Genomic DNA, 21,622 nt, shown 5'->3' on the forward strand with positions numbered 1-21,622 from the left:
AAGTTAAAGCGATTAATATTTGATGAAGACTTTTCTGTGAGTATAAATTAACCATTTTGAGAGAACAGCTTTGAATAATTAATGATTATGTATATCGGAAGGGGTAGAAGCATGAGCAGTATTCCCAAAATTGTCATTGTGGGCGCCGGATATGGCGGTATATTGACGGCTCAGCAATTGCAAAAGGAGCTCAAGCACAATGAGGCGGATGTCACGCTGATCAATCGTCATGATTACCACTATATTACGACACATCTTCATATGCCTGCGGCAGGTACGGATACGATTGAGCATTCAAGGATTCCGATTGCCCAGCTAATCGATGAGTTCAAGGTGGATTTAGTCAAAGGAACGGTTAAGGAAATCATACCAAAGGAGAAAAAAATCGTGCTGGAGGATGGCTCGCTGTCCTACGATTATTTGGTCATCGGGCTAGGCGGGGAGCCCGAAACATTCGGTATTCCGGGGATGGATAAGTTCGCGCTGACGATTCGCAGTATTAACTCGGTTCGGCTGATTCGTGAGCATATTGAATACCAACTGGCCCTGTATAAAAATGACGGTAAGCCAGGTCGCCTCAATTTCGTCGTAGGAGGCGCTGGTTTTAGCGGGATTGAGTTTGTAGCGGAGTTGGCGGATCGTTTGCCACAGCTCGCTAGAGCGTATGACATCGATTTTAACCGGATTCAAATCATTAACGTCGAGGCAGCTCCTACGGCACTTCCAGGGTTCGATCCTGAACTGGTGGAGTATGCGATGGATGTCCTTAAGCGTAAAGGGGTCACTTTCCGCATTGGAATTCCGATTAAGGAATGCTTGCAAGATGGCGTACTCGTTGGTGAGGGTGAGAAAATCGAAGCCTGCACGGTGGTCTGGACGGGAGGGATTCGTGGGAACGGATTAATTGAGAAAGCCGGATTCGAAGTGATGCGCGGAAGGGTGAAAATCGATGATTTTCTGCGTGCACCGGGCCACGATGATATTTTTATTATCGGGGACAGCTCCCTGATGTTTAATCCTGAAGGACGCCCTTATCCACCGACTGCCCAAATTGCGATGCAGCAAGGGGTCCTTTGTGCCAAAAATCTGGCCGCTACTCTTCGCAAAAAGGAGCTGCACAAGTTCGTATTTTCCAACAAAGGGACGGTTGCTTCTCTTGGAAAAGGCGAAGCCGTTGCCGTGGTGGGCAAACGCAAAATAAAAGGTTGGGTGGCCGCACAATTGAAAAAAATTGTGGATCTCCGCTATCTGTTCATCATTGGCGGAATTCCACTGGTACTGAAAAAGGGACGGTTTTTCTAGCCTCAGAAGAGTAGCTAGTATGCAAAAAAAAAACGATGCGAGCAGAAAAAGGTTTCCAAGACTCTTATACAGGAGCTTGGAGGCCTTTTTTCCATTGTTCTTGTTTTCTATTATAGTTTTAGGTCTTATAAAAAAAGGATTCCGTCGTCCCGAAAGTGGGAGTTCACGAAATCCTCGGTTTTATTCAGTAAAGAGTTGATGTCTGCGTCTTACAGCTTCAACATGTCTTCAAATGTCTCTTCATTCAACACGCTGCCGACATAAAAGGAGCCGAATTCACCGTAACGGGCACTGACTTCATCAAAACGCATTTCGTAGATTAGCTTCTTGAACTGAAGTGCGTCATCGGAGAACAGTGTTACGCCCCATTCCCAATCGTCAAAGCCGACGGAACCGGAAATGATTTGCTTTACTTTGCCAGCATAGCTGCGTCCAATTAAACCGTGGCTGCGCATCAAGGTGCGACGCTCGTCCATCGAAAGCATGTACCAGTTATCGTCCAGGTCACGTTTTTTGTTCATTGGATAGAAGCAAATATAACGGGCCTTGTTTAATACGGGCTTCAAGCGTGCGACAATTTGTGGATTTTGCATGGGATCTTCATCATTGCTCAAATAATTACTTAGTTCCACCACACTCACATAAGAATAGGTTTTGGTTGTATATTTGGCGAAGGTTGTTTTGTTAAAGTCATTTTCCAGTTTATTGAGGTCTTCCAGCGTTTCGCGTAGGTGCATCATGACAAAATCAGCCTTTTGTCCGACTACAGTATAGACAGCTGAGCTGCCCAGACCCGCTTCCTCGGTAACGTTCCATTCCTTCATAAACTCTTGAAGCTCGTCCAGTGCTCCGGCGCGCTCTTCATCGTCTGCGGTCTTCCATGCTGTCCAGTTGATGGACCGGAAATCGTGAAGCGCATACCAGCCTTCCAGTGTGGAGGCTACTTCGTTGGGTGTTGCTGGGGTTTGTTGTGGTTGATGTTGACTCACGATCTACACTCCTTTACGATCTGTAAATGATAATCGGCTTAGCCGAAATATGTGTACTTCTTTATTTCATTCGTGTATCCAATACGTGATGCTTAACCATTATATTGTAGCTCAAAGTAAAGCTTTTCACCAATGAAAGAAGTGTGAAGAATTTTATTTTTACCATGATGCAGGTCACAAAATCATAAAATAGTTAGTATTCTCGAAAAAAGTAGAACTCAGACGAATACGGCTGCCAAAAAGGAGAACAATTGCCCTTATTTTGTTGGTCCCACGAGAAGGCAAGTATGATAGAATAGAAAAACATCTTGGAGACCGTTATGTCAGGAAAGGAAGAATGTTGGAATGCGGATGAAAAACCTGCTGCACTATACTGAGAACCACCGCTATTGCGTTTATCGGGAATTTGGCTTGAGCGCACTGGATGAATTGATGCTGGGAAGCGTCTATCAGCCGATGGTAGGCGCATTTGCGGTCAGTCTGTATCGACTGTTGTTCCAGCATGTGCCAGTTGGACAAATCGGTTATTCGCCGTTGGAACAGCAGCGTCGCCTTTTTCTGACACTGGGACTGGAGCCGAGTGAGAAGGGGCGCAAGTATTTGATTGAACAGACCTCCAAGCTGGAGGCCGTCGGTCTGTTACAGACGTCCAGGCTGTATGCACCCGAAACGGACGACTATATGTATGAATATGAGATGCAGCCGCCGCTCGCACCTGCTGAATTTTTTAGAACACAGCATCTCACCCTTTTGTTGAGAGACAAAATCGGTAAGTTTGCAGTGCTCTCTCTGAGAGAATCGTTGTGGAGCAGGGAATCTAGCGAATGGTCGCAATCTTCCTATAATAAAGAGAATATTTCGATTCCTTTCTACGAGTTATTTGAATTGAATACCCATGTTATAGATTATGAACTGGAACAGGCGCTGTCCGAGGTGTCCACTAGCCGTCAGACTGGACCACTAGCGTCAGAATCGGAGGAAGCATTGAATTATGCAGATATTATTCTCCGTTTTCCGCGTGAATCTGCCAATCGCAAGCATGTGGAGCGTCTCCGGTTTGAACACGAGCAGTTAGGCATGGTCAATTACGTTGTTCGCAAATTTGACCTTTCTGTACAGGATATTAGTCGCTTGCTGGATGAGGATGGTATTTTTACCGAAGCAGGCGATTTGTTGCTTGACGAGCTCCAGCTTCGGGCTAGTCAGCACTCCAGACAGGATCGGAAGCGTCAGGAGGAACAGCAGGTACAGGCCGCCAAAGTGGTCGCCTTGCGTCAGAGGGAAACTTCCGCATCTGAAGAGCCGCCTGCAGAACAGGCTGTGGAAATGGAATTTTATGTGGAGGTTCCACCACAATTCACAGCCAAGTGTGACATTCACCAATATAATATGATGTTGCGCAACGAGCCTTATCGTCGTTTGCTACAAACCTTTTTCCCCGGCACGGTTCCCGGTAACCTGCTGGATATATTCGAGAAGATTGATATCAGCTATAAGCTGCCCGGTGAAGTCATCAATGTACTGATCCATTATTTGATGTCACTGCTCGTATCTGGGAGCGATCAGCGGATTAACCGCAACTTTGTCGAGGCCGTTGCGTCCAACATGCTGCTTAAGCAGGTAAACACTTACGAAAAAGCCGTTCAATATATAAGGGATCAAGCCAAGGTAAAAGGAAAACAGTCCTCTGCTTCTCCTTCCGGCGGCCGATCCCGCGCATATGCCAAAAATAACGGGCCAGCCAAGCCATCCATTCCAATTGTTCAGGATCACCCTTCCGAGGAGTCTGTATCTGAGGAAGAATTGGATGAACTGCTGCGTCTGGCCGAACGAATGCAATCCGGTAAACAGAAAAAGGTGTAGGTGTCCATAGCTCTGCACATTTTAGAAAGGAGGAGCGTTCTTGGAATCACTGGGCGATTTGCTACAGCAGATGCAGAACCCTTCGTTACGCCAGCGCACTCGCAATGTAGCCGATCAAGTTCTAAATGATCCGCTCGTGCAGGAGTTTTGTGCTGCGCATCCTGATGTGGACGAAACACAATTGCGACTCAACATGAGCATGCTCTTTCAGTATGCCCGGGATCGTCGAAATTGCGACAATTGTCCGGGGCTGGAACGGTGTCCTAACGATTTTCAGGGACACTTTTGCAAGCTGGGCGTGGAATATCCGAATGGAGCAGCCGAAATCGTGGACATTCGGACCCCATGTGCGAAGTTGGTTGCTTCCCAACATGAACAACGGGTGCGTCAGCGAATTAAAAGCTTTTATGTGGATGAACGCGCACTTCTGGAGGGATATAACGCCCTTGAAATTGCGCGCAAAGATTCACAACGTATGCCTGCCGTCACACAGCTATTCCGTTACATTGAAGAAACGAAAAGTCAGGGTCTATCCAAAAAAGGACTGTATCTGGAAGGTACATTTGGTACGGGTAAAACTTTTTTAATGGGATATCTATTACACGAGTTGGCCCTATCGGGTCTGAACGGTGTGATCGTGTATATGCCTGATTTTGTGGAGGACTTAAAGTCCATGATTCAGGATGGGCAGAAGCTGAAGGAAACGACCGAAATGCTCAAAAATTGTGATCTGCTCGTATTTGACGATATTGGTGCCGAAAATTTGAGCCCGTGGGTACGGGACCACGTGATGGGCTCCATACTGAATTACCGAATGAATCGCAAACCTACCTTTTATACTTCCAATTACTCGTTGCAAGGGCTTGAGAAGCATCTTAGCTTTACGAGCAAGGACGGAGAGGAAATGTACAAAGGACAACGCTTGATGGACCGGATTCGTCCTTTTGTAGATGTCATTACCGTAAAGGGAAAAAATCAGCGGGGGTAAGCGTTTTTCCGTCTGCTATTTTGATATCTTACAATTAAAAGACTATTGTGATATAATTAAAAGGTGTCGAAACAGACATTACAGGTTATAATAATCTTGACTTTTCTATAAAGGAGGAACATACAATGGCAATTGTTAACGTGTCCGATCAATCCTTCAACGCAGAAGTCGAAGGCACAGGAACCGTTTTGGTTGATTTTTGGGCGCCATGGTGCGGTCCTTGCAAAATGATCGCTCCTATTCTGGAGGATCTGTCCACAGAAGTTGGCGACAGCGTCAAAATCGCGAAGGTGAACGTGGATGAAAATCCAGAGTCTGCTTCCCGTTTCGGCGTGATGAGTATTCCTACCCTGATCGTTTTCAAAGACGGACAGCCTGTTGATAAAGTGGTAGGTCTGAACTCCAAAGAAGCGCTGAAAAGCATGCTTACTAAACACCAATAATCATCGCATGTGACCCATGCTCCCGCGGGGGCTTGGTGGAGCGGCCATGAAAGGTCAATGCCTCCGGTTGTAAATACCGGGGGCGTTTTTGTGTATTATTTCCATATATTATAAGTAGTTAGTTGAGTAGTCATTAAGAATGGAAGGAGGAACCGGGCGAATGAAACCTTATGCGGAGGACTTGCAAAATCAGGAGAAGGCGCTGGAGAACATACGGCACAAATTAGCGTTACTGCCGGATGCATCAGGCTGTTACCTGATGAAGAATAGCGAAGGCACCATTATTTATGTCGGCAAGGCCAAAGTGTTGAAAAACCGGGTCCGTTCCTATTTTACAGGTAGCCATAACGGCAAGACGCAGCGACTGGTTTCCGATATCCGTGATTTTGAATATATCGTTACAGGCAGTAATATGGAGGCGCTCATTTTGGAGTGCAACCTTATTAAAAAGTACCAGCCGCGTTATAACGTGCTATTGAAGGATGATAAAACCTTTCCGTATTTGAAAATTACGAACGAGGCACACCCCAAGCTGGAGGTGACCCGTCGCGTTCTGAAAGATAAAGCAAAATATTTTGGACCGTACCCCAATTCCTACGCGGCACATCAGACGAAGAAGCTGCTGGATCGTATGTATCCGTTACGCAAGTGTGGTGTGATGCCCAAGGAAGTGTGTCTGTATTATCACATGCATCAATGTTTGGGGCCTTGTGTGAAAGAGGTCGAGAAGGAAACGTATGACCAGATTGGTCAGGAGATTGGGTCCTTTTTAAGCGGGGGACATGAGGAAATTAAAAAGGATCTTCAGCGTAAAATGCAGGAGGCCGCAGAGGAATTGTACTTTGAGCGGGCCAAGGAGCTGCGAGATCAGATTATCAGCATCGACGCGATGATGGAAAAGCAGAAAATCACCACATCGGATGCGAAGGATCGAGATGTATTCGGTTTTTCAGTAGATAAGGGCTGGATGTGTGTACAGATCCTATATGTCCGCAAAGGTAAAATGATCGAGCGTCATATGTCGACTTTCCCTTTCTACGGTGAGGCTTACAGTGATTTTATGTCCTATGTGACGCAATATTATAGTGACAACCCGGCAGTGCCACAGGAAATATTGCTGCCGGATTCTCCTAAGCTGATGCAGGCAGAACAGGTCAATGTCGATCAACCGGTTGCGGCAGAAACTGCACTCCACAGTGCAGCTACAGCCGATGCTACCGGAGAGACAGATGAGAAAGCGATACAAACGGAGACAGAGCATTCTGCTGACTCATTGCTGGTGGCTGAAGAACGAGCAGCTTATGCAGTAGCAACGAATCAAGGTCAAGTTGGTGACCAAGATGCAGAGATAATGGAAACAGAAACCCAACTATCCGGTGGACTGGAGGACCCGAGTACGGCGGCTCTCGCTCTGGCTGAATGGTTGGATGTAAAGGTACTTGTACCGCAGCGTGGACTGAAAAAGCAAATGACAGGCATGGCGACGGAAAATGCACGTGTTGCTTTGGATGAGAAGTTTAAGCTGATCGAGCGGGATGAGGAACGGACATCCAAAGCTGCAAGCAATCTCGGACGTGCCATTGGGCTGGATAGCTTGCACCGGGTGGAGGCGTTTGATAACTCCAACATCCAGGGTTCCGATCCAGTCTCAGCCATGATCGTGTTTATTGATGGCAAGCCTGCCAAGAAGGAGTATCGAAAATATAAGATCCGTTCTGTGCAGGGACCCGATGATTATGAAACGATGCGTGAGGTTATCCGACGTAGATATGAACGTGTGCTTAAGGAAAATTTGGAACGTCCTGACTTGATCGTTGTCGATGGTGGACGTGGACAAATTAAGGCGGCGACCGATGTATTGCAAAATGAGCTGGGTTTGTTCATTCCTGTGTGTGGTCTGGTGAAGGATGCCAAACATAGAACTTCCCAACTATTAGTGGGAGAGTCCTCTGAGGCCGTGACACTTGCACGCAATAGCGAAGAATTTTATCTGCTGCAACGGATTCAGGACGAGGTTCACCGTTTTGCCATTACGTTCCACCGCGAGCAACGCGGCAAATCTATGGTAACTTCCCGGCTGGATTCTATTCCAGGCATCGGCGAGAAACGGCGTAAGTTACTGCTTAAGCATTTTGGATCGCTCAAAAAAATAAGAGAGGCCAGTGTCGAAGACTTCCGGCCTCTCTCTATTGGGGATAAGCTTGCGCGTCAGATTATAGCTGCCCTTCGGGAGGAGGAGTCGTAGAATACGGCTCCTCTTTTTTAATAGGTTCAAACATAATTCGATTTGGTTTTTTAGGACTAAACCAATAAATGATGTAACCCACAATGGCTGGAAGTAAGATCCAGAATAGACCAGCGCTCACATTCACAGTGTCTCCCAGACTCATCACACTAAGTCCCATTAGAATGCTGTCAAAAATAACGTGGCTGAACATGGCGGCAATAAAGCCGTAACGCAGGAACACAAAACTGAACAGCAAACCAAGAAAAGTCAGCTCAATAGGTCTGGAAATCACTGGATATATCGGATAAAGCGTATGTCCCAGTGCCCAAATCAGCGTGGTGATCAGACACGCAACAAAAGTATTTTTCACTATTTTTTTGACCATCGGAATACCAAACAGACGGTAGACAGTCTCTTCTCCAATACCTGCCATCCAGGCCATAATCGGCAGTAGCCATGGATAAGCCATGTTGTAAGGGGATTGCGTGGCATCTGTTGTGGAGAATGTATTAAATGTGCGCTCCAGTATAAAGAATAAGATGGATTGTACCCCGAGTAAAATAAAGGCCCACAAGTAGCCAACATACATACTGCGAAGCACATACAGCCCGTAGCCCGGCTCTTTCGCACGTGGCCATGCATTCAGACCAACCTGACGCATAAGCCCGTCACCGCCGACCAAGGAGAAGTAGAGCGCTACAGCCATGAAGAAGGTAACACCAATCTGGAAAATCATAAGAAATATAAGCATGCCCTTACCGCCTGCTTCTGCTTGCAATAAAGGCAGCATGTTCATGGTTCCAGCTATACTAGCAATAAAGTATATAACGGACAGAACAATGCCACGAACAAATGAAGTATGTCGTCGGGTGAGTGACGCATACACAATGGCAAGTACACCCAGCACAAAGCTAAATAGGGCATAACCCGCATAGGTCATCCAATTCGCCCAAAATGTTTGCTTTTCGATATAATCGGTATAGGACGACGGGGCCGAAAAGTTTTGAGTAAAGGAGCGAACATCACCGTCTTCAAAAGTAAAAGCCAGTGTAAGTACCGAGGCGCCGATTTTTTTATCGTCTACGGTATACTTTAATCCGCCTTCTTTTTCAGTGGTCGCGAGCTTCAAATCCGACGGCTTAAAGCCAAAGCGCTTGACCCATACTGCGGCCGCCTGCTCCTTGGCTTCGAGCGTCATGCCGTCCTCAGCCACACGTACAAGCCTGTTACGTGCTTGTTCATCCGTAGAAATATCAGCCTGTGTGTAATTGGTACTGGAGGTGATCCGTTTAAAGCTAACGACCTTCCCAGTGGATAAATCCACATGAATTTGTAGTTTGCTTTTCGCTGAGGATTCAGGCAGATCAACCCGAAAGGTTTCGTAAGGGTAACTTTTTTTCCATGTACGGTCGTACTGTTGAAGCAGTTTTTCTCTAGATAAATAACCGTACAAATCTGTTTCGGCCTGATAGGTCACGACAGGCTCCTCTGGCTGTGGTTCAGTATAGCCCAGCTCGGAGCGGGCGAAGTCCAATGCGTGTATGACCGCTTCTTGTTTGCTGATGACCTTTGCGTTCATTACTGATTCTGGACTCGGATTGCTAAGCGAGGGAATAAGCAATTGAAAGATAAAAAAGCAAATCAGGCCAATCCCGCCCAGCAAGCCTAATTTTTTGAAGTTGGCCGTGAGCACGACCGGTTTCCCGATAGGATTCATGAGTTTCCTCCTTAATCTGTAAATAAGAACATCCATTAAAGATATCATACTGCACAGGTTCCCGCCAACAGACCAACGATATTCATGAAAATAGAGTGAAAGCACTTTAAAGTTCCAATAAAATAAGATAAGCTGCGATTAAACGATGCCCATTCGCAAAATAAAGCCAATTTCACGTTTTTTCGGCGAAATCGGTTTTGTGATCTGGATATAGAAGGATTATAATCTTGAGCAATGCCTATGAAATACATAGGTAACGATATACAGTTGAGCCGAATTTCTATGGGAAAACGGGGGAACCATGTTACTGGGGTGAATTTTACAACCGATCCTGCTGGATCGGAAGTGTAAATAGGGCATACTGTGCTGCCCGAATCCGTCAGCTAACCTCGTAGGCTATGAGCAGGAACCAAGTCAGGCACTCGGTTTTCCGGTGTCTTTTTTGTGTGTATAAAAGTGTTTGGATTGATTAGACCGCTGCGGGTGCAGATTATTCTTCCGATTGCTGTTATCCCCGGATTTTTTAATTGTATACCCCCTTTAATGGTTAAAATCCGGAGATAAAGGCAAACGCTTCGCTTCTTCAGAACAATTCTGCCCCCTTCGCTACTGCCCGCCAATAGCACAGGGGGCCGAGTAGTGCTTGACATGCATTCTTCCTGTATTCAGGGAATGCTAATTATAGTTACTTAAGGTTTGGAAAAATCAAAAAATTCAGGGGCAACGACGATCGGAAGATCAAATGGAACGCGTAGCGAGCTTATACCGTATTAAATCACTGATTTATAGTTTTAAGGATTAGGAGAGAAGTGATGAATAGATGAATCCCAATGCAAGCTGGCTTCGGCTTTCTCCACCGCAGATATTCGTTGCGGGCTTTGCCATTATCATTCTAATAGGTAGTTTATTGTTAATGCTGCCGATCTCTAATACAACAGGAAAACCACTTGCGTTTATAGACGCTTTGTTTACTGCCGCCTCTGCGACCTGTGTAACTGGGCTTGTCGTAAAGGACACCGGCCTCTTTTTTACCACTTTTGGTCAAGTTGTCATCGTTGCGCTGATCCAGATCGGCGGTCTTGGCTTTATGACCATGGCTACCTTGATTGCACTGGTGTTCAAGCGTCGGATTTCCTTGCGGGAGCGTCTCATTTTGCAGGAAGCGATGAATCAGACTTCTGTAGAGGGAATTGTCGGGTTAATCCGTAAGGTATTACTGTACTCACTGGTTATTGAAGGCGTATGCGCTACGATATTCTCGGTTCGCTGGTCCTTTGATATGCCCGTAGGCAGGGCGATATATTTTGGAATCTGGCATGCCATCTCCATGTTTAACAATGCTGGTTTTGATTTATTCGGTGAATTTCGCAGCTTGACAGGTTATGTATATGATCCGATTGTTAATTTTACAGCTATGTTCCTGATTATTTCTGGCGGCATTGGTTTTGTAGTGATGTCAGACCTGGCAGAATATCGCAAGCGCAAGAGACTGTCCTTGCATACCAAGGTGGTACTCAGCATGACGGGCGCTATGATTGTAGTCGGCACGCTCGTGATTTTTGTATTTGAGTTTACGAATCCAAAGACTCTGGGCTCGCTTGATTGGGGTGGTAAGCTACTGGGATCTTTATTCCAGTCCGTTACTCCCCGTACCGCAGGTGCCAATACGCTGGACATCGCAGGCTTGCGGCAGGCTACGCAGTTTTTTATCATCATACTTATGTTTATCGGGGCTTCTCCTGGCTCCACTGGAGGCGGGATTAAGACCACAACATTCGCCCTGCTCATTGGAGCGGTGATTTCGATGCTGCGGGGGCGGGAAGATATTGTACTGTTCAAGTACCGACTTGCGCAGGGACGAATTTACAAGGCTTTGACCATTACACTGCTGGGGTTGCTGTTCGTGATCGGGGTGACGATGATTTTGTCGGCAACTGAAGATCATCATTTTCTGATGATCTTGTTTGAGACGGTGTCTGCGTTTGGTACAGTGGGGCTGTCGATGGGGCTTACACCTGATTTGACAGTTATAGGCAAGCTGGTGATTACCCTGACGATGTTTGCAGGTAGACTGGGGCCACTCACGCTAGCTTATGCACTGGGGCCGAAAAAGGGTAAAGAATTATATCGTCATCCGGAAGGCAAAATGATTATAGGATGAATCATTTCATGATATGTAGTATACATTTCGTTGGTTTAATCATTTATGAAATTGATTCAGATAAGGAGTTTTCGAGTAGATATGAAAACGCAGCAGTTTGTAGTTATTGGCTTGGGGCGGTTTGGCTCAAGCCTGGCTTTGCAATTGGTGGATATGGGGTGCGAGGTGCTAGGCATTGACCGGAATGAGGATGTTGTGGACAGTATGAGTGAGATTTTGACACATACTGTCGTGGCGGACGCTACCGATGAAGACTCGTTGCGATCACTGGGCATCCGTAATTTCGATTGTGGCATTGTTGCTATTGGTGATGACATTCAGGTAAGCATCCTCACCGCCATTTTGCTGAAGGAGCTGGGTGTGAAAAAAGTTGTTGCCAAAGCCATATCTGTGCTGCACGGGCGTGCGTTAGAAAAGCTCGGTGTGGACCGGATTATTTATCCAGAACGGGATATGGGTATCCGGGTGGCTCACCAGCTAGTCACGCCTAATTTGCTCGATTATTTGGAGTTGTCTAAGGAATACAGTATTGTGGAACTCAATGTACCTGCATGTCTGAATGGCAAAACGCTAGCAGAACTAAATGCCCGTACCCGCTTTGGTTGTAGCGTCGTGGCGCTTCATACGGCGAACGGTATCCTGATCGCACCGACGGCTATGGATCGGCTAAAAGCAGACGATATTATGGTCATCATCGGCTCGAATGACAATATCGGTCGCTTTGAGGATGAGGTTGTTAATGTTAATGAAGAGGATTAAACCCTCTACACCATACGGTAGCCTGCAAACGACGCACGTGTCTCGCTAATCCAGCGTCGTGCTGTCGGACTGAGATCGGTTGTCTCTGAGTAAATGAGGGAGGTCGTTCGGCGTGTCTCCTTCAAATCGGGCAAGTATAATGCAGTGAGTCCATTATCCCGTAATAGTTCGCTGCGCAAATAGGATTTGGGTAGCAAGGCAGAAGCCTTACAGGTTGGAAGCAGGCGTACAATTGCCTCAAAGGAGTCGATTTCCATGCGGATATCCGGCATGATGCCGCTGCGCTGGAACAAGTCATCCGTCAGACTGCGGTACCAGGTTCCTTTGGAGAAAATAATCATCGGCAATCCTTGCAGATCTTTCATCGAGGCCGTTCCTGTCTTGACGGTTAATTCATGTCCAATGGGAACAACGAGCTCCAAATGATCATCAAATAGCGGAATGCAACGCAGTCCGGCTTCATGAATGGCAGACCCGACAATACCGGCGTCTGCTTTTTTGTCACGTACAAAGGCGACGATTTCATGGGTTTTACCGGTGAGCAGCTTTAGCTCGGTTTGAGGATGCTTGCTCATGAAAGCTTCGACGAGGGTAGGCAGCGTCGTTTGGAGTGTCGTGAGGCTTGCGCCGAGTGTAAGCATACTCTGGGCTTCATTTTTGTGCTGGGACAGCTTTTGTAAGAAGCGAAGCTGTCGTTGCCGTTGCTCTAGCGCGAATGTATAAACAAATCGGCCAGTGGACGTAATTTCGAGCCGTTTGCCCCGACGATCAAAAAGATTCACACCCAGCTCTTCCTCCAGCTTCGCAATTTTGCGAGACAGGGCAGGTTGGGACAGATTCAGCAGTTTGGAGGCTTTATTCAGGCTGGACTGCTCGACAATGACGGCAAAAGCGTTCAAATCCTCAAACAAATCATCCACTTCCTCTCTATATGCAAAAAAGACATAATAATTAATACGTATATTGCAATTCCATTATAAGCCGAAAAGGAGTAACATGAAAGCGACACAAGATGTTCACACTTTTGTTTTTCCTTATAAGGGACACCTTGTTGGACATTTCCTGTCGGAAACTGTCAATTTATATGTTATATTACTATTGAAAACGCTATTATTGGGAGAAGGGAGCATGACCTAGATGAGAGGATTTTATTCCAGAAAGCTGCATTCGCTTCTTGGCGTCATTCCGCTGGCTCTATTTTTTGTTGAGCATTTGGTGACGAACTTCACAGCGGTGGAGGGCGGCAAGGAAGGGTTTAATCGCAGCGTGGCCTTCCTGAATGGTTTGCCACTGGTTATTGTGCTAGAAACGTTATTCATCTACTTGCCATTACTGTTCCACGGAATTTATGGCTTGTATATTGCTTATCAGGCTGACCCGAATGTCAAAAGATTCGGCTATTCACGTAACTGGCGCTTTCTGTTCCAGCGTATTTCCGGCGTCATTACATTTGTATTTATTATCTGGCACGTATACGACACGCGCTTTCAGGTGGCTCTGGGTAATGTAACCCATGAGGAGCTAGGCGGAGTCATGCATGGCATCGTGACGAACCCGGTTTATTTCATTTTGTATTTAATCAGTGTCGTTTCGGCATCCTTTCACTTTGCTAACGGACTGTGGGCATTTATGGTTAGTTGGGGGATTACCGTGGGACCACGTGCGCAAAAAGTATCTTCTTATATCTGTATGACCCTGTTCGTGGTGGTGTCTATCGGCTTCATCGCTTCCCTGCTTGCATTCCGCAGCGCGGAATTTCAGGAAACGGCAACTGCCTTGGTGCAATGCAGCGCTTTTAAACAGCTACTATAAACGACTCATATCAATTATATATCGTGTTGAGATTCTATTTTCAAACGTAAAAGGGGATTTGGTTAAAATCCTAAAAAAAAGGAGTGAGCAGAAATGGCAGCATCCAACATTATTGTCGTGGGCGGCGGTCTGGCAGGTCTAATGGCTACGATCAAGGCGGCAGAGGCGGGAGTTCACGTTCATTTATTTTCTTTGGTTCCGGTCAAAAGGTCCCACTCCGTTTGTGCTCAAGGCGGCATCAATGGTGCGGTAAATACCAAGGGTGAGGGCGACTCACCCTGGATTCACTTTGATGATTCAGTCTATGGAGGGGACTTTCTGGCCAACCAGCCTCCGGTAAAAGCGATGTGCGAAGCGGCTCCGGGGATCATTCATCTCATGGACCGCATGGGCGTCATGTTTAACCGGACACCGGAAGGACTGCTGGACTTCCGCCGCTTCGGCGGTACCCAGCATCATCGGACCGCCTTTGCCGGTGCGACGACAGGACAGCAGCTTCTGTACGCTCTCGATGAGCAGGTACGGCGCTGGGAATCTGCTGGTTTGGTGACCAAGTATGAAAACTGGGAGTTTTTACAGGCTGTACTGGATGATGAAGGCATCTGTCGAGGGATTTGCGGGCAGGATTTGCGTACGATGGAAGTGAAGACTTTTGCGGCGGATGCAGTTATTTTGGCGTCTGGTGGCCCCGGGATTATTTTCGGTAAAACCACGAATTCCGTCATTAATACGGGCACAGCTGCTGGTGCGGTGTATCAGCAAGGGGTACGCTATGCGAACGGTGAGTTTATCCAGATTCATCCGACGGCTATACCAGGTGATGACAAGTTGCGTCTCATGTCCGAGTCGGCACGGGGAGAGGGCGGTCGTATTTGGACGTATAAGGACGGTAAGCCATGGTATTTCCTCGAAGAAAAGTATCCGGCTTACGGGAATCTGGTTCCTCGCGATATTGCGACACGTGAAATATTCAGTGTATGCGTTGATGATGGACTGGGTATTAATGGCGAGAACATGGTCTACCTCGATCTGTCCCACAAGGACCCGAAAGAACTGGATGTAAAGCTGGGCGGCATTATTGAAATTTATGAAAAATTCGTCGGTGACGATCCGCGCAAAATCCCGATGAAAATATTCCCGGCTGTTCATTATTCAATGGGCGGTATGTGGGTCGATTACAATCAGATGACGAATATACCGGGCCTGTTCGCGGCTGGTGAGTGTGAATTCCAATACCACGGAGCGAACCGTTTGGGTGCGAACTCGTTGCTGTCAGCCATTTACGGCGGGATGGTGGCTGGACCTAAGGCTGTGGAGTATATCAAAGGCTTGAAAAAATCTGCACAGGATATAGCTACCTCCGTATTTGATGCGGCAGTTCATCAGCAGACGGAGAAGTATGAGCGTATTTTGCATATGGACGGAAAAGAAAATGCCTATGTTCTTCATAAAGAACTGGGCGAGTGGATGACGAACAACATGACTGTGGTTCGTTATAATGACAAGCTGGAAGCTACGATCCACAAGATCAAGGAGCTGAAGGAGCGTTACTCTAACATTAACATCAATGACGCTTCACGCTGGAACAATGCGGGTGCGGCATTTACACGGCAACTGTGGAATATGATGGAGCTGGCTGAAGCGATGACCAAAGGTGCGCTGCTGCGCAACGAAAGCCGCGGGGCTCATTACAAACCAGATTTCCCGGATCGCAACGATGAGGATTTCCTGAAAACGACGATTGCGGACTGGACACCGGAAGGACCACAAATCTCGTATGAAGCGGTGGATGTTTCGCTGATCAAGCCGCGTATTCGGGATTATTCCAAGAACAAATAACGGAAGGGAGTGTATTTAGATGTCGGAGCAAGCAGTGAAGTCGAATAAAACAGTGAAGTTCGTTGTGACCCGTCAAGCTGATCCTAAAGCCAGTCCCTATACGGAAGAATTTGAATTGGCTTATCGTCCGGGGATGAATGTGATTAGCGCGCTGATGGAAATTCAGCGTAACCCGGTGGACAGCCACGGTAAAGAGACGGCCCCGGTATGCTGGGAGTCGAATTGCCTGGAGGAAGTATGCGGAGCATGCTCCATGGTGATTAACGGCAAGCCGCGTCAGGCCTGTGCAGCGCTCGTCGATAAGCTGGAACAGCCGATTACGATCGCGCCGATGAGCACGTTCCCGGTAGTTCGGGATTTGGTCATCGACCGCAGCCGGATGTTTAATGCGCTCAAGAAGGTCAAAGCGTGGATTCCGATTGACGGTACCTACGATCTGGGCCCTGGTCCTAGAATGGCAGAGAAAAAGCGTCAGTGGGCGTATGAGCTGTCCAAGTGCATGACCTGCGGTGTCTGTCTGGAAGCTTGCCCGAACGTCAACGAGAAGACGACGTTCATCGGACCAGCGGCGATATCTCAGGTTCGCCTGTTTAACAGCCATCCGACAGGGGAAATGAATCAGGAAGAGCGGCTGGAGGCGTTGATGACGGACGATGGGCTGGAAGGATGCGGGAACTCGCAAAACTGCGTACGCTCTTGCCCGAAAGGCATTCCGTTGACAACTTCCATTGCCGAAATGAACAAGGAAACGACCAAACATATGTTCAAGCGCTGGCTGACTGTATAGCACTAGACAGCGAATAGGTTATGCACAAACAGGCTTCTTCTCAAACTGGAGAAAGCCTGTTTTTTGCGCTCAGGAATGATGGAGGGTAACATGGAGGAAGGAGCGCGGGATAGCAGTTATGGTATAATTATGGTATTGTGTATCGTTTTTGGTGAAAAGGAGGCTGGACAGGTGACTGTGCAACCGATAACGAATCGACCTGTCACTAGGTCGGATGTCATGAAGGGATTAAAGGAGCTGGGAGTTCGGAGCGGCATGACATTGCTTGTTCACTCGTCGATGCGCAGCTTTGGAGGCTTTGTTCCAGGCGGGGCCTCCGCCATTCTTGCCGTGCTAACCGAAGCGGTTGGCCCGGAAGGGACGCTGGTAATGCCGACCCAGTCTCATGACTTGACTGATCCCTCGACTTGGATGAACCCACCTCTGGATGAGTCATGGTGGGAACTGGTACGCGAGGAAATGCCCACTTATGATCCGGCATGGACGCTGACCGGAGGGATGGGCATCATTGTAGAAACGTTCCGTGGTCTGCCAGGAACCAAGCGCAGCGGGCATCCGCATGTTTCTCTGGCGGCACGTGGACCTGCTGCTTTGGGATTATTGGCAGATCATCAGCTCGACTATGGACTGGGTGAGCATTCGCCCTTGGCAAAGCTGTATGAGGCAGATGCCTATGTGCTGCTGTTGGGCTGCGGACATGACAGCAACACGTCCTTGCATTTGGCGGAATATCGAACAGCCTATAATGGACGAGAAGTGATCACGCATCAAGCTCCTATGATGGTGGATGGAGCAAAAGCGTGGGTATCTTTTCAGGATTTTAATATTACCTCAGATGACTTTGAGAAGCTGGGACTTGACTTTGAACGGGACTGTCCCTCAGCTTTTACGCGAGTGAACATTGGAGAGGCTTCATGTTTTTTCGCGAGGCAACGTGATTTGGTAGACTATGCGGAGCAGTGGTTGTCCACCCATCGCTAAAGCTTCTGGACAGTAAGAATTTCTAAAAAGTGAGATCAAGGAATAGATCGCAAGGGGGAACGCATATGGAGAAGACGCCGCACACCCGCCGCGAGAGTCAGGATGGCCCGCATCAGGGGGCCGCTATCCCTCCCGGTTCTTCGCGGCGTTCCATTTCAAATGAACCAGCCAATCCTTCGCGCCGTCATTTTTTGAAAAAGGCGGCTTTAGCCACAGCCGGAACCGCGCTTCTGGCTGGAGGATATGCTTCCTTATGGGAGCCTAATCATTTGGAAATTACACGCTTCAACTTGACTCTCTCTCGTCTTCCGTCTGCTTTCGACGGAATCAGGGTCGTACATTTCAGTGATGTGCACTTAGGCTTTCATATGGATGAGCAGGATCTGCGCGAGCTTGCGGACCGTATAGCAGGTCTGAAGCCAGATTTGCTCTGTTTTACAGGCGATATTGTGGATGACTATGCAGTATCCATGAAGGCTGCTGTTCCAGTTATGGCTTCGATGCACGCCACACTTGGCAAATTTGCTATTCTGGGCAATCATGATTATAGAGGCTTACCAGCCGGAGTACAGGAATTATACCCGAAAACTGGATTTACGCTGCTGAGAAACGAGCATGCGATTGTAGAGCTTGCGGGACAGCGTGTAGCCATGGTCGGTTTAGAGGATAACATCATGGGCAAACCCAATCCGCAGCGTGCCATCCACGGGCTACCTGATGAGATGTGCAAGTTGCTGCTAATGCATGAGCCGGACTATGCAGATGTAGCGGCGCAAATGTCCTTTGATCTTCAACTGTCAGGGCATACGCATGGAGGACAGGTACGCTTGCCGGTCATTGGAGCGCCAATGCCGCCTCCGGGTGGACGCAAGTACATCCAGGGGTTATTTCATGTGGGAACAGAGAGAATGCCGCTGTATGTCAGCCGAGGCATTGGCATGACACATCTGCCGATTCGCGTGCTGTGCAGACCAGAGCTTAGTGTCATTACGCTAAAATCCGGCCAATAGGCCATGATCTTTTTTTCATCTTTATCATATATGTTGGAACTACATAAAGATGGCTTGAATGTAGTGTAGAGATGTAGTCGTTTCGGACAAAGGAGTGAGGTTCAGATGGATCGTATTGCTGTCATCTCAGATATTCATGGCAATTGGCCTGCCTGTGAGGCGGTGCTGGAGGATATTGCTTCCCGAGGCATTAGCCGTGTGTTTTGTTTGGGGGATCTGATCGGCAAAGGGCCTAGCCCGTGCGAGGTTCTGGATGCTGTCCGTCAACGTTGTGAAGTGGTCGTGCGGGGGAATTGGGATGAGCTGGTTAGTATTACGGATGATCTCAATTTTAGCTGGCAAGCCGAACGCTTGGGGGCAGAACGAGTGCAGTATTTGGCACAGTTACCGTTTCATTATGATTTCAGAATGAGCGGACGCCGTATCCGCCTGGTGCATGCCTCGCCGCAAAGTGTGTATCACCGTGTGCAGCCATGGGATGAGCCGGAAAAACGGCTTGCCATGTTCGATCCGTTAGCAGAAGAAAATGGAAAAGTCGCTTTTGCTCCGGATGTTGTGGGATATGGTGATGTGCACAATGCTTTTATCCAGCATTTTCAGGGAAAAACACTTTTTAACGTCGGAAGTGTCGGGAATCCGTTGGATGTTACGCAGGCTTCCTACTGCATTTTAGAGGGGGAGATGGGAGAGGAGCAGCCTACGTCCTTCTCCATTCATTTTGTACGTGTACCTTATGATATAGAACTGGCGGTAAAACAAGCGGAGGAAGCTGATGTGCCTTCTTTGCCGTATTATATTCGAGAGTTGCGCACAGGAATTTACCGCGGGATTCAGGACCTGGATTAAGTATGGAAATATTCATTTCTAAAAGCCAATCCATCCGCAGGGGGGAACATTGTGCTGACCAGAGAAATGCTTCGTCTTGGGCTACCGGAGCTTTACACCCGCCGAGTCCGATTGCGCCAGCTAAGAACGGAGGATTATCCCGCGCTGGAACGGATTCTATCCGATCCATTGGTGATCCAATATGTGAATCGAATTCGCAAACCAGTCTATACACGAATGCGGCGTCTGGTTGCGCAAATTAAAATATCTTCTGATTCACTAGATTCCCTGCATTTTGCGGTGGAATGGCATCCGAGAAATACAGGAGAAAGCAATCTACTTGGTGAATCCAATGAGCTTACCTCCTCACCGTTGCTCGGTATCGTCTCTTTTCAGCAATGGAATGAAAGAACGGGTGAGGCACAACTGGGCTATATTCTGGATCGTCCTTTTTGGGGACAGGGGCTGGCTACAGAAGTGGTAGGAGAAATGCTGAATTTTGGTTTCAGATCTTTGAAGCTCAAGCGAATCGAAAGTCGTTGCCAAGAGGATAATCAGGCTTCCATGCGCGTACTTATTAAAAATAAGATGCGCCTGCTGCGTACAATTGGTGCTTATGATCCCTCAGGAGTGGTACCGAGTGTATTGGTATTTTCGATGACCCAAGGGGATTATGCATAGAAATGGAATTGGAATATTTTGTTACAAAGATGAAATATAACTGCAAAACAACTCTAACACAGGACGGGTACAATACAGACATGACCCCCTTTTGAATAATATATGTTGCTGGGACCCGATGATTCGGGTCCTCTTTTTTTGTTACCCTATAGTAGGGCCTTCTCTATCTCTGCGGAAGCGAGTGGGCTTCTTTCCTTGGCCGCGCTCATTTGTATTTCATTTTGTTACAAAAATGAAACATAACTGCAAAGTTACTTTAACATAGAGTGGGTACAACATAGACATGACCCCCTTTGAATTATATATATTGCTGGGACCCGAAGTTTCGGGTCCCCTTTTTTTATGATTTTAGGAACGGTTCAGGCTAGTTACCAGTTCTGGAAGCCATTCATTTAGGGAGAGAAATGAGTACCCCTCTGACTGGGCTTTGGACGTATCCATGTACCACGATTGTGTAATACCAAATGGAGACATGTGCTCGTCTGCTGTTTTTTCTTTCATCACAGCTTGTTTTCCCGTTACCTGCTCAATGATCGAAATGATCTCTCCAATCCTCACTGTACCGTCGGAGCAAGCATTTACAGGCCCTGTTAAAGGAGTGTGACTAAGCCAAAACAGAAAATCTGCGGCTTCATCGGAACGAATAAATGAGATTTGTGCTGCGGCATTAGGTACTCCGATTTCTGTTCCTTCACGAACATGCTCGATATGAAAATGAAGCCTTTTCGTATAATCATCTGTTCCCAGTACAATCGGAAAACGAACAGCAACTACAGGGAATGTAGCTTGCTGCATAAAAACTGCTTCTGCCTGCCGTTTAGCCTCCTGATATGTAAAATCGCCTTTCCCGCCCTTGTGAACCGGGTAAGATTGAGGGTCAAAGATGCTCTCTGTCAGCACTTCCGGGCTCGAATCATAGACGGATAGGCTGGAGGTGACAATATACCTCTTAGCTTTAGCATCAAAAATGCGGCAGGCTTCGCTTGCTTCATCTGGAGAAAAGCAAATATTATCATAAACAACGTCCCACACTTGCTCACCTACCGCCTCAGCGAGCGCTTGCGGGTCGGTACGGTCTGCACAGATCCGCTGAACGCGGTCACCAAACGAATCGCTTGCTTGGCCTCGTGTGAGGATGGTAACGGAGTTCTCGGAACTCTCCAGCAGACGTTCCACCAGTCTTTTGCCAAAAAAGCGCGTTCCACCCAATACAAGTATCTTATTCATATTTTATCACT

18 protein-coding genes and 1 riboswitch are annotated in these 21,622 nt (G+C 47.5%); of the genes, 14 read left to right on the forward strand and 4 right to left on the reverse strand.

Annotated features, from left to right (window positions below):
• The first annotated feature begins 111 nt into the window (after positions 1-111).
• Positions 112-1,302, forward strand: a complete 1,191-nt coding sequence (locus C1T21_RS23850) for an NAD(P)/FAD-dependent oxidoreductase (RefSeq protein WP_103050001.1) — start codon at positions 112-114, stop codon at positions 1,300-1,302.
• 209 nt (positions 1,303-1,511) lie between these two features.
• On the opposite strand, the gene hemQ is transcribed toward C1T21_RS23850, so the two are convergent.
• The gene (gene hemQ, locus C1T21_RS23855; RefSeq protein ID WP_103050002.1) at positions 1,512-2,291 is read right to left on the reverse strand and encodes a hydrogen peroxide-dependent heme synthase; all 780 of its coding nucleotides are present in this window, start codon (positions 2,289-2,291) and stop codon (positions 1,512-1,514) included.
• Positions 2,292-2,636: 345 nt separating this feature from the next.
• On the opposite strand from hemQ, the gene C1T21_RS23860 reads away from it, so the two are divergent.
• From C1T21_RS23860 to uvrC, 4 genes are all read left to right on the forward strand, one after another.
• The gene (locus tag C1T21_RS23860) at positions 2,637-4,154 is read left to right on the forward strand and encodes a replication initiation and membrane attachment family protein (protein ID WP_103050003.1); all 1,518 of its coding nucleotides are present in this window, start codon (positions 2,637-2,639) and stop codon (positions 4,152-4,154) included.
• Positions 4,155-4,194: 40 nt separating this feature from the next.
• The gene (gene dnaI / locus C1T21_RS23865) at positions 4,195-5,142 is read left to right on the forward strand and encodes a primosomal protein DnaI (RefSeq protein ID WP_103050004.1); all 948 of its coding nucleotides are present in this window, start codon (positions 4,195-4,197) and stop codon (positions 5,140-5,142) included.
• Between the two features lie 125 nt (positions 5,143-5,267).
• Positions 5,268-5,585: a thioredoxin gene (gene trxA, locus C1T21_RS23870; RefSeq protein WP_010347861.1), complete on the forward strand. Its 318-nt coding sequence runs from the start codon at positions 5,268-5,270 to the stop codon at positions 5,583-5,585.
• A 160-nt stretch (positions 5,586-5,745) separates the two neighbouring features.
• Entirely contained in the window at positions 5,746-7,830 is a 2,085-nt protein-coding gene (gene uvrC / locus C1T21_RS23875; RefSeq protein ID WP_103050005.1) for an excinuclease ABC subunit UvrC, read from the forward strand.
• Here the strand turns inward: uvrC and C1T21_RS23880 are convergent.
• Positions 7,799-9,529 carry a CPBP family intramembrane glutamic endopeptidase gene (locus tag C1T21_RS23880; protein WP_103050006.1) on the reverse strand — a complete coding sequence of 577 codons (1,731 nt, stop codon included), beginning with the start codon at positions 9,527-9,529 and terminating at the stop codon, positions 7,799-7,801. The genes uvrC and C1T21_RS23880 overlap by 32 nt on opposite strands.
• A 260-nt stretch (positions 9,530-9,789) precedes the next feature.
• A riboswitch (cyclic di-AMP (ydaO/yuaA leader) is annotated at positions 9,790-9,942 on the forward strand.
• A 407-nt stretch (positions 9,943-10,349) separates the two neighbouring features.
• Here C1T21_RS23880 and C1T21_RS23890 point away from each other — a divergent pair.
• Entirely contained in the window at positions 10,350-11,690 is a 1,341-nt protein-coding gene (locus C1T21_RS23890; protein WP_103050007.1) for a TrkH family potassium uptake protein, read from the forward strand.
• Positions 11,691-11,771: 81 nt separating this feature from the next.
• Positions 11,772-12,449, forward strand: coding sequence for a potassium channel family protein (locus C1T21_RS23895; RefSeq protein WP_103050008.1), 678 nt, complete (start codon positions 11,772-11,774; stop codon positions 12,447-12,449).
• Between the two features lie 5 nt (positions 12,450-12,454).
• On the opposite strand, the gene C1T21_RS23900 is transcribed toward C1T21_RS23895, so the two are convergent.
• A complete protein-coding gene (locus tag C1T21_RS23900; RefSeq protein ID WP_103050009.1) occupies positions 12,455-13,360 on the reverse strand; it encodes a LysR family transcriptional regulator in 906 nt (301 codons plus the stop codon).
• A 226-nt stretch (positions 13,361-13,586) separates the two neighbouring features.
• Here C1T21_RS23900 and C1T21_RS23905 point away from each other — a divergent pair, with 226 nt between their 5' ends.
• The 7 genes from C1T21_RS23905 (at position 13,587) to C1T21_RS23935 (ending at position 20,384) form a co-directional block, all read left to right on the forward strand.
• Positions 13,587-14,261 (forward strand): succinate dehydrogenase cytochrome b558 subunit, encoded by a 675-nt coding sequence (locus C1T21_RS23905; RefSeq protein ID WP_103050010.1) that lies wholly within the window; start codon positions 13,587-13,589, stop codon positions 14,259-14,261.
• Between the two features lie 93 nt (positions 14,262-14,354).
• Complete coding sequence (sdhA, locus tag C1T21_RS23910; RefSeq protein ID WP_061830109.1) at positions 14,355-16,100, forward strand: succinate dehydrogenase flavoprotein subunit; 1,746 nt, start codon at positions 14,355-14,357, stop codon at positions 16,098-16,100.
• Positions 16,101-16,119: 19 nt separating this feature from the next.
• On the forward strand, positions 16,120-16,887 hold the full coding sequence (gene sdhB, locus C1T21_RS23915) for a succinate dehydrogenase iron-sulfur subunit (protein WP_013311795.1): 768 nt from the start codon (positions 16,120-16,122) through the stop codon (positions 16,885-16,887).
• 171 nt (positions 16,888-17,058) lie between these two features.
• A complete protein-coding gene (locus C1T21_RS23920) occupies positions 17,059-17,868 on the forward strand; it encodes an AAC(3) family N-acetyltransferase (RefSeq protein WP_103050180.1) in 810 nt (269 codons plus the stop codon).
• Between the two features lie 65 nt (positions 17,869-17,933).
• The gene (locus C1T21_RS23925) at positions 17,934-18,878 is read left to right on the forward strand and encodes a metallophosphoesterase (RefSeq protein ID WP_103050011.1); all 945 of its coding nucleotides are present in this window, start codon (positions 17,934-17,936) and stop codon (positions 18,876-18,878) included.
• Positions 18,879-18,983: 105 nt separating this feature from the next.
• Positions 18,984-19,724, forward strand: a complete 741-nt coding sequence (locus C1T21_RS23930; RefSeq protein ID WP_103050012.1) for a metallophosphoesterase family protein — start codon at positions 18,984-18,986, stop codon at positions 19,722-19,724.
• A 51-nt stretch (positions 19,725-19,775) separates the two neighbouring features.
• Positions 19,776-20,384, forward strand: coding sequence for a GNAT family N-acetyltransferase (locus C1T21_RS23935; protein WP_103050013.1), 609 nt, complete (start codon positions 19,776-19,778; stop codon positions 20,382-20,384).
• Positions 20,385-20,732: 348 nt separating this feature from the next.
• Here the strand turns inward: C1T21_RS23935 and C1T21_RS23940 are convergent, their stop codons facing one another.
• Positions 20,733-21,611, reverse strand: a complete 879-nt coding sequence (locus C1T21_RS23940; RefSeq protein WP_103050014.1) for an NAD-dependent epimerase/dehydratase family protein — start codon at positions 21,609-21,611, stop codon at positions 20,733-20,735.
• Positions 21,612-21,622 lie beyond the last annotated feature (11 nt).

The sequence above is a fragment of the Paenibacillus sp. F4 genome, from assembly GCF_002894905.1.
Taxonomy (GTDB): domain Bacteria; phylum Bacillota; class Bacilli; order Paenibacillales; family Paenibacillaceae; genus Paenibacillus; species Paenibacillus polymyxa_B.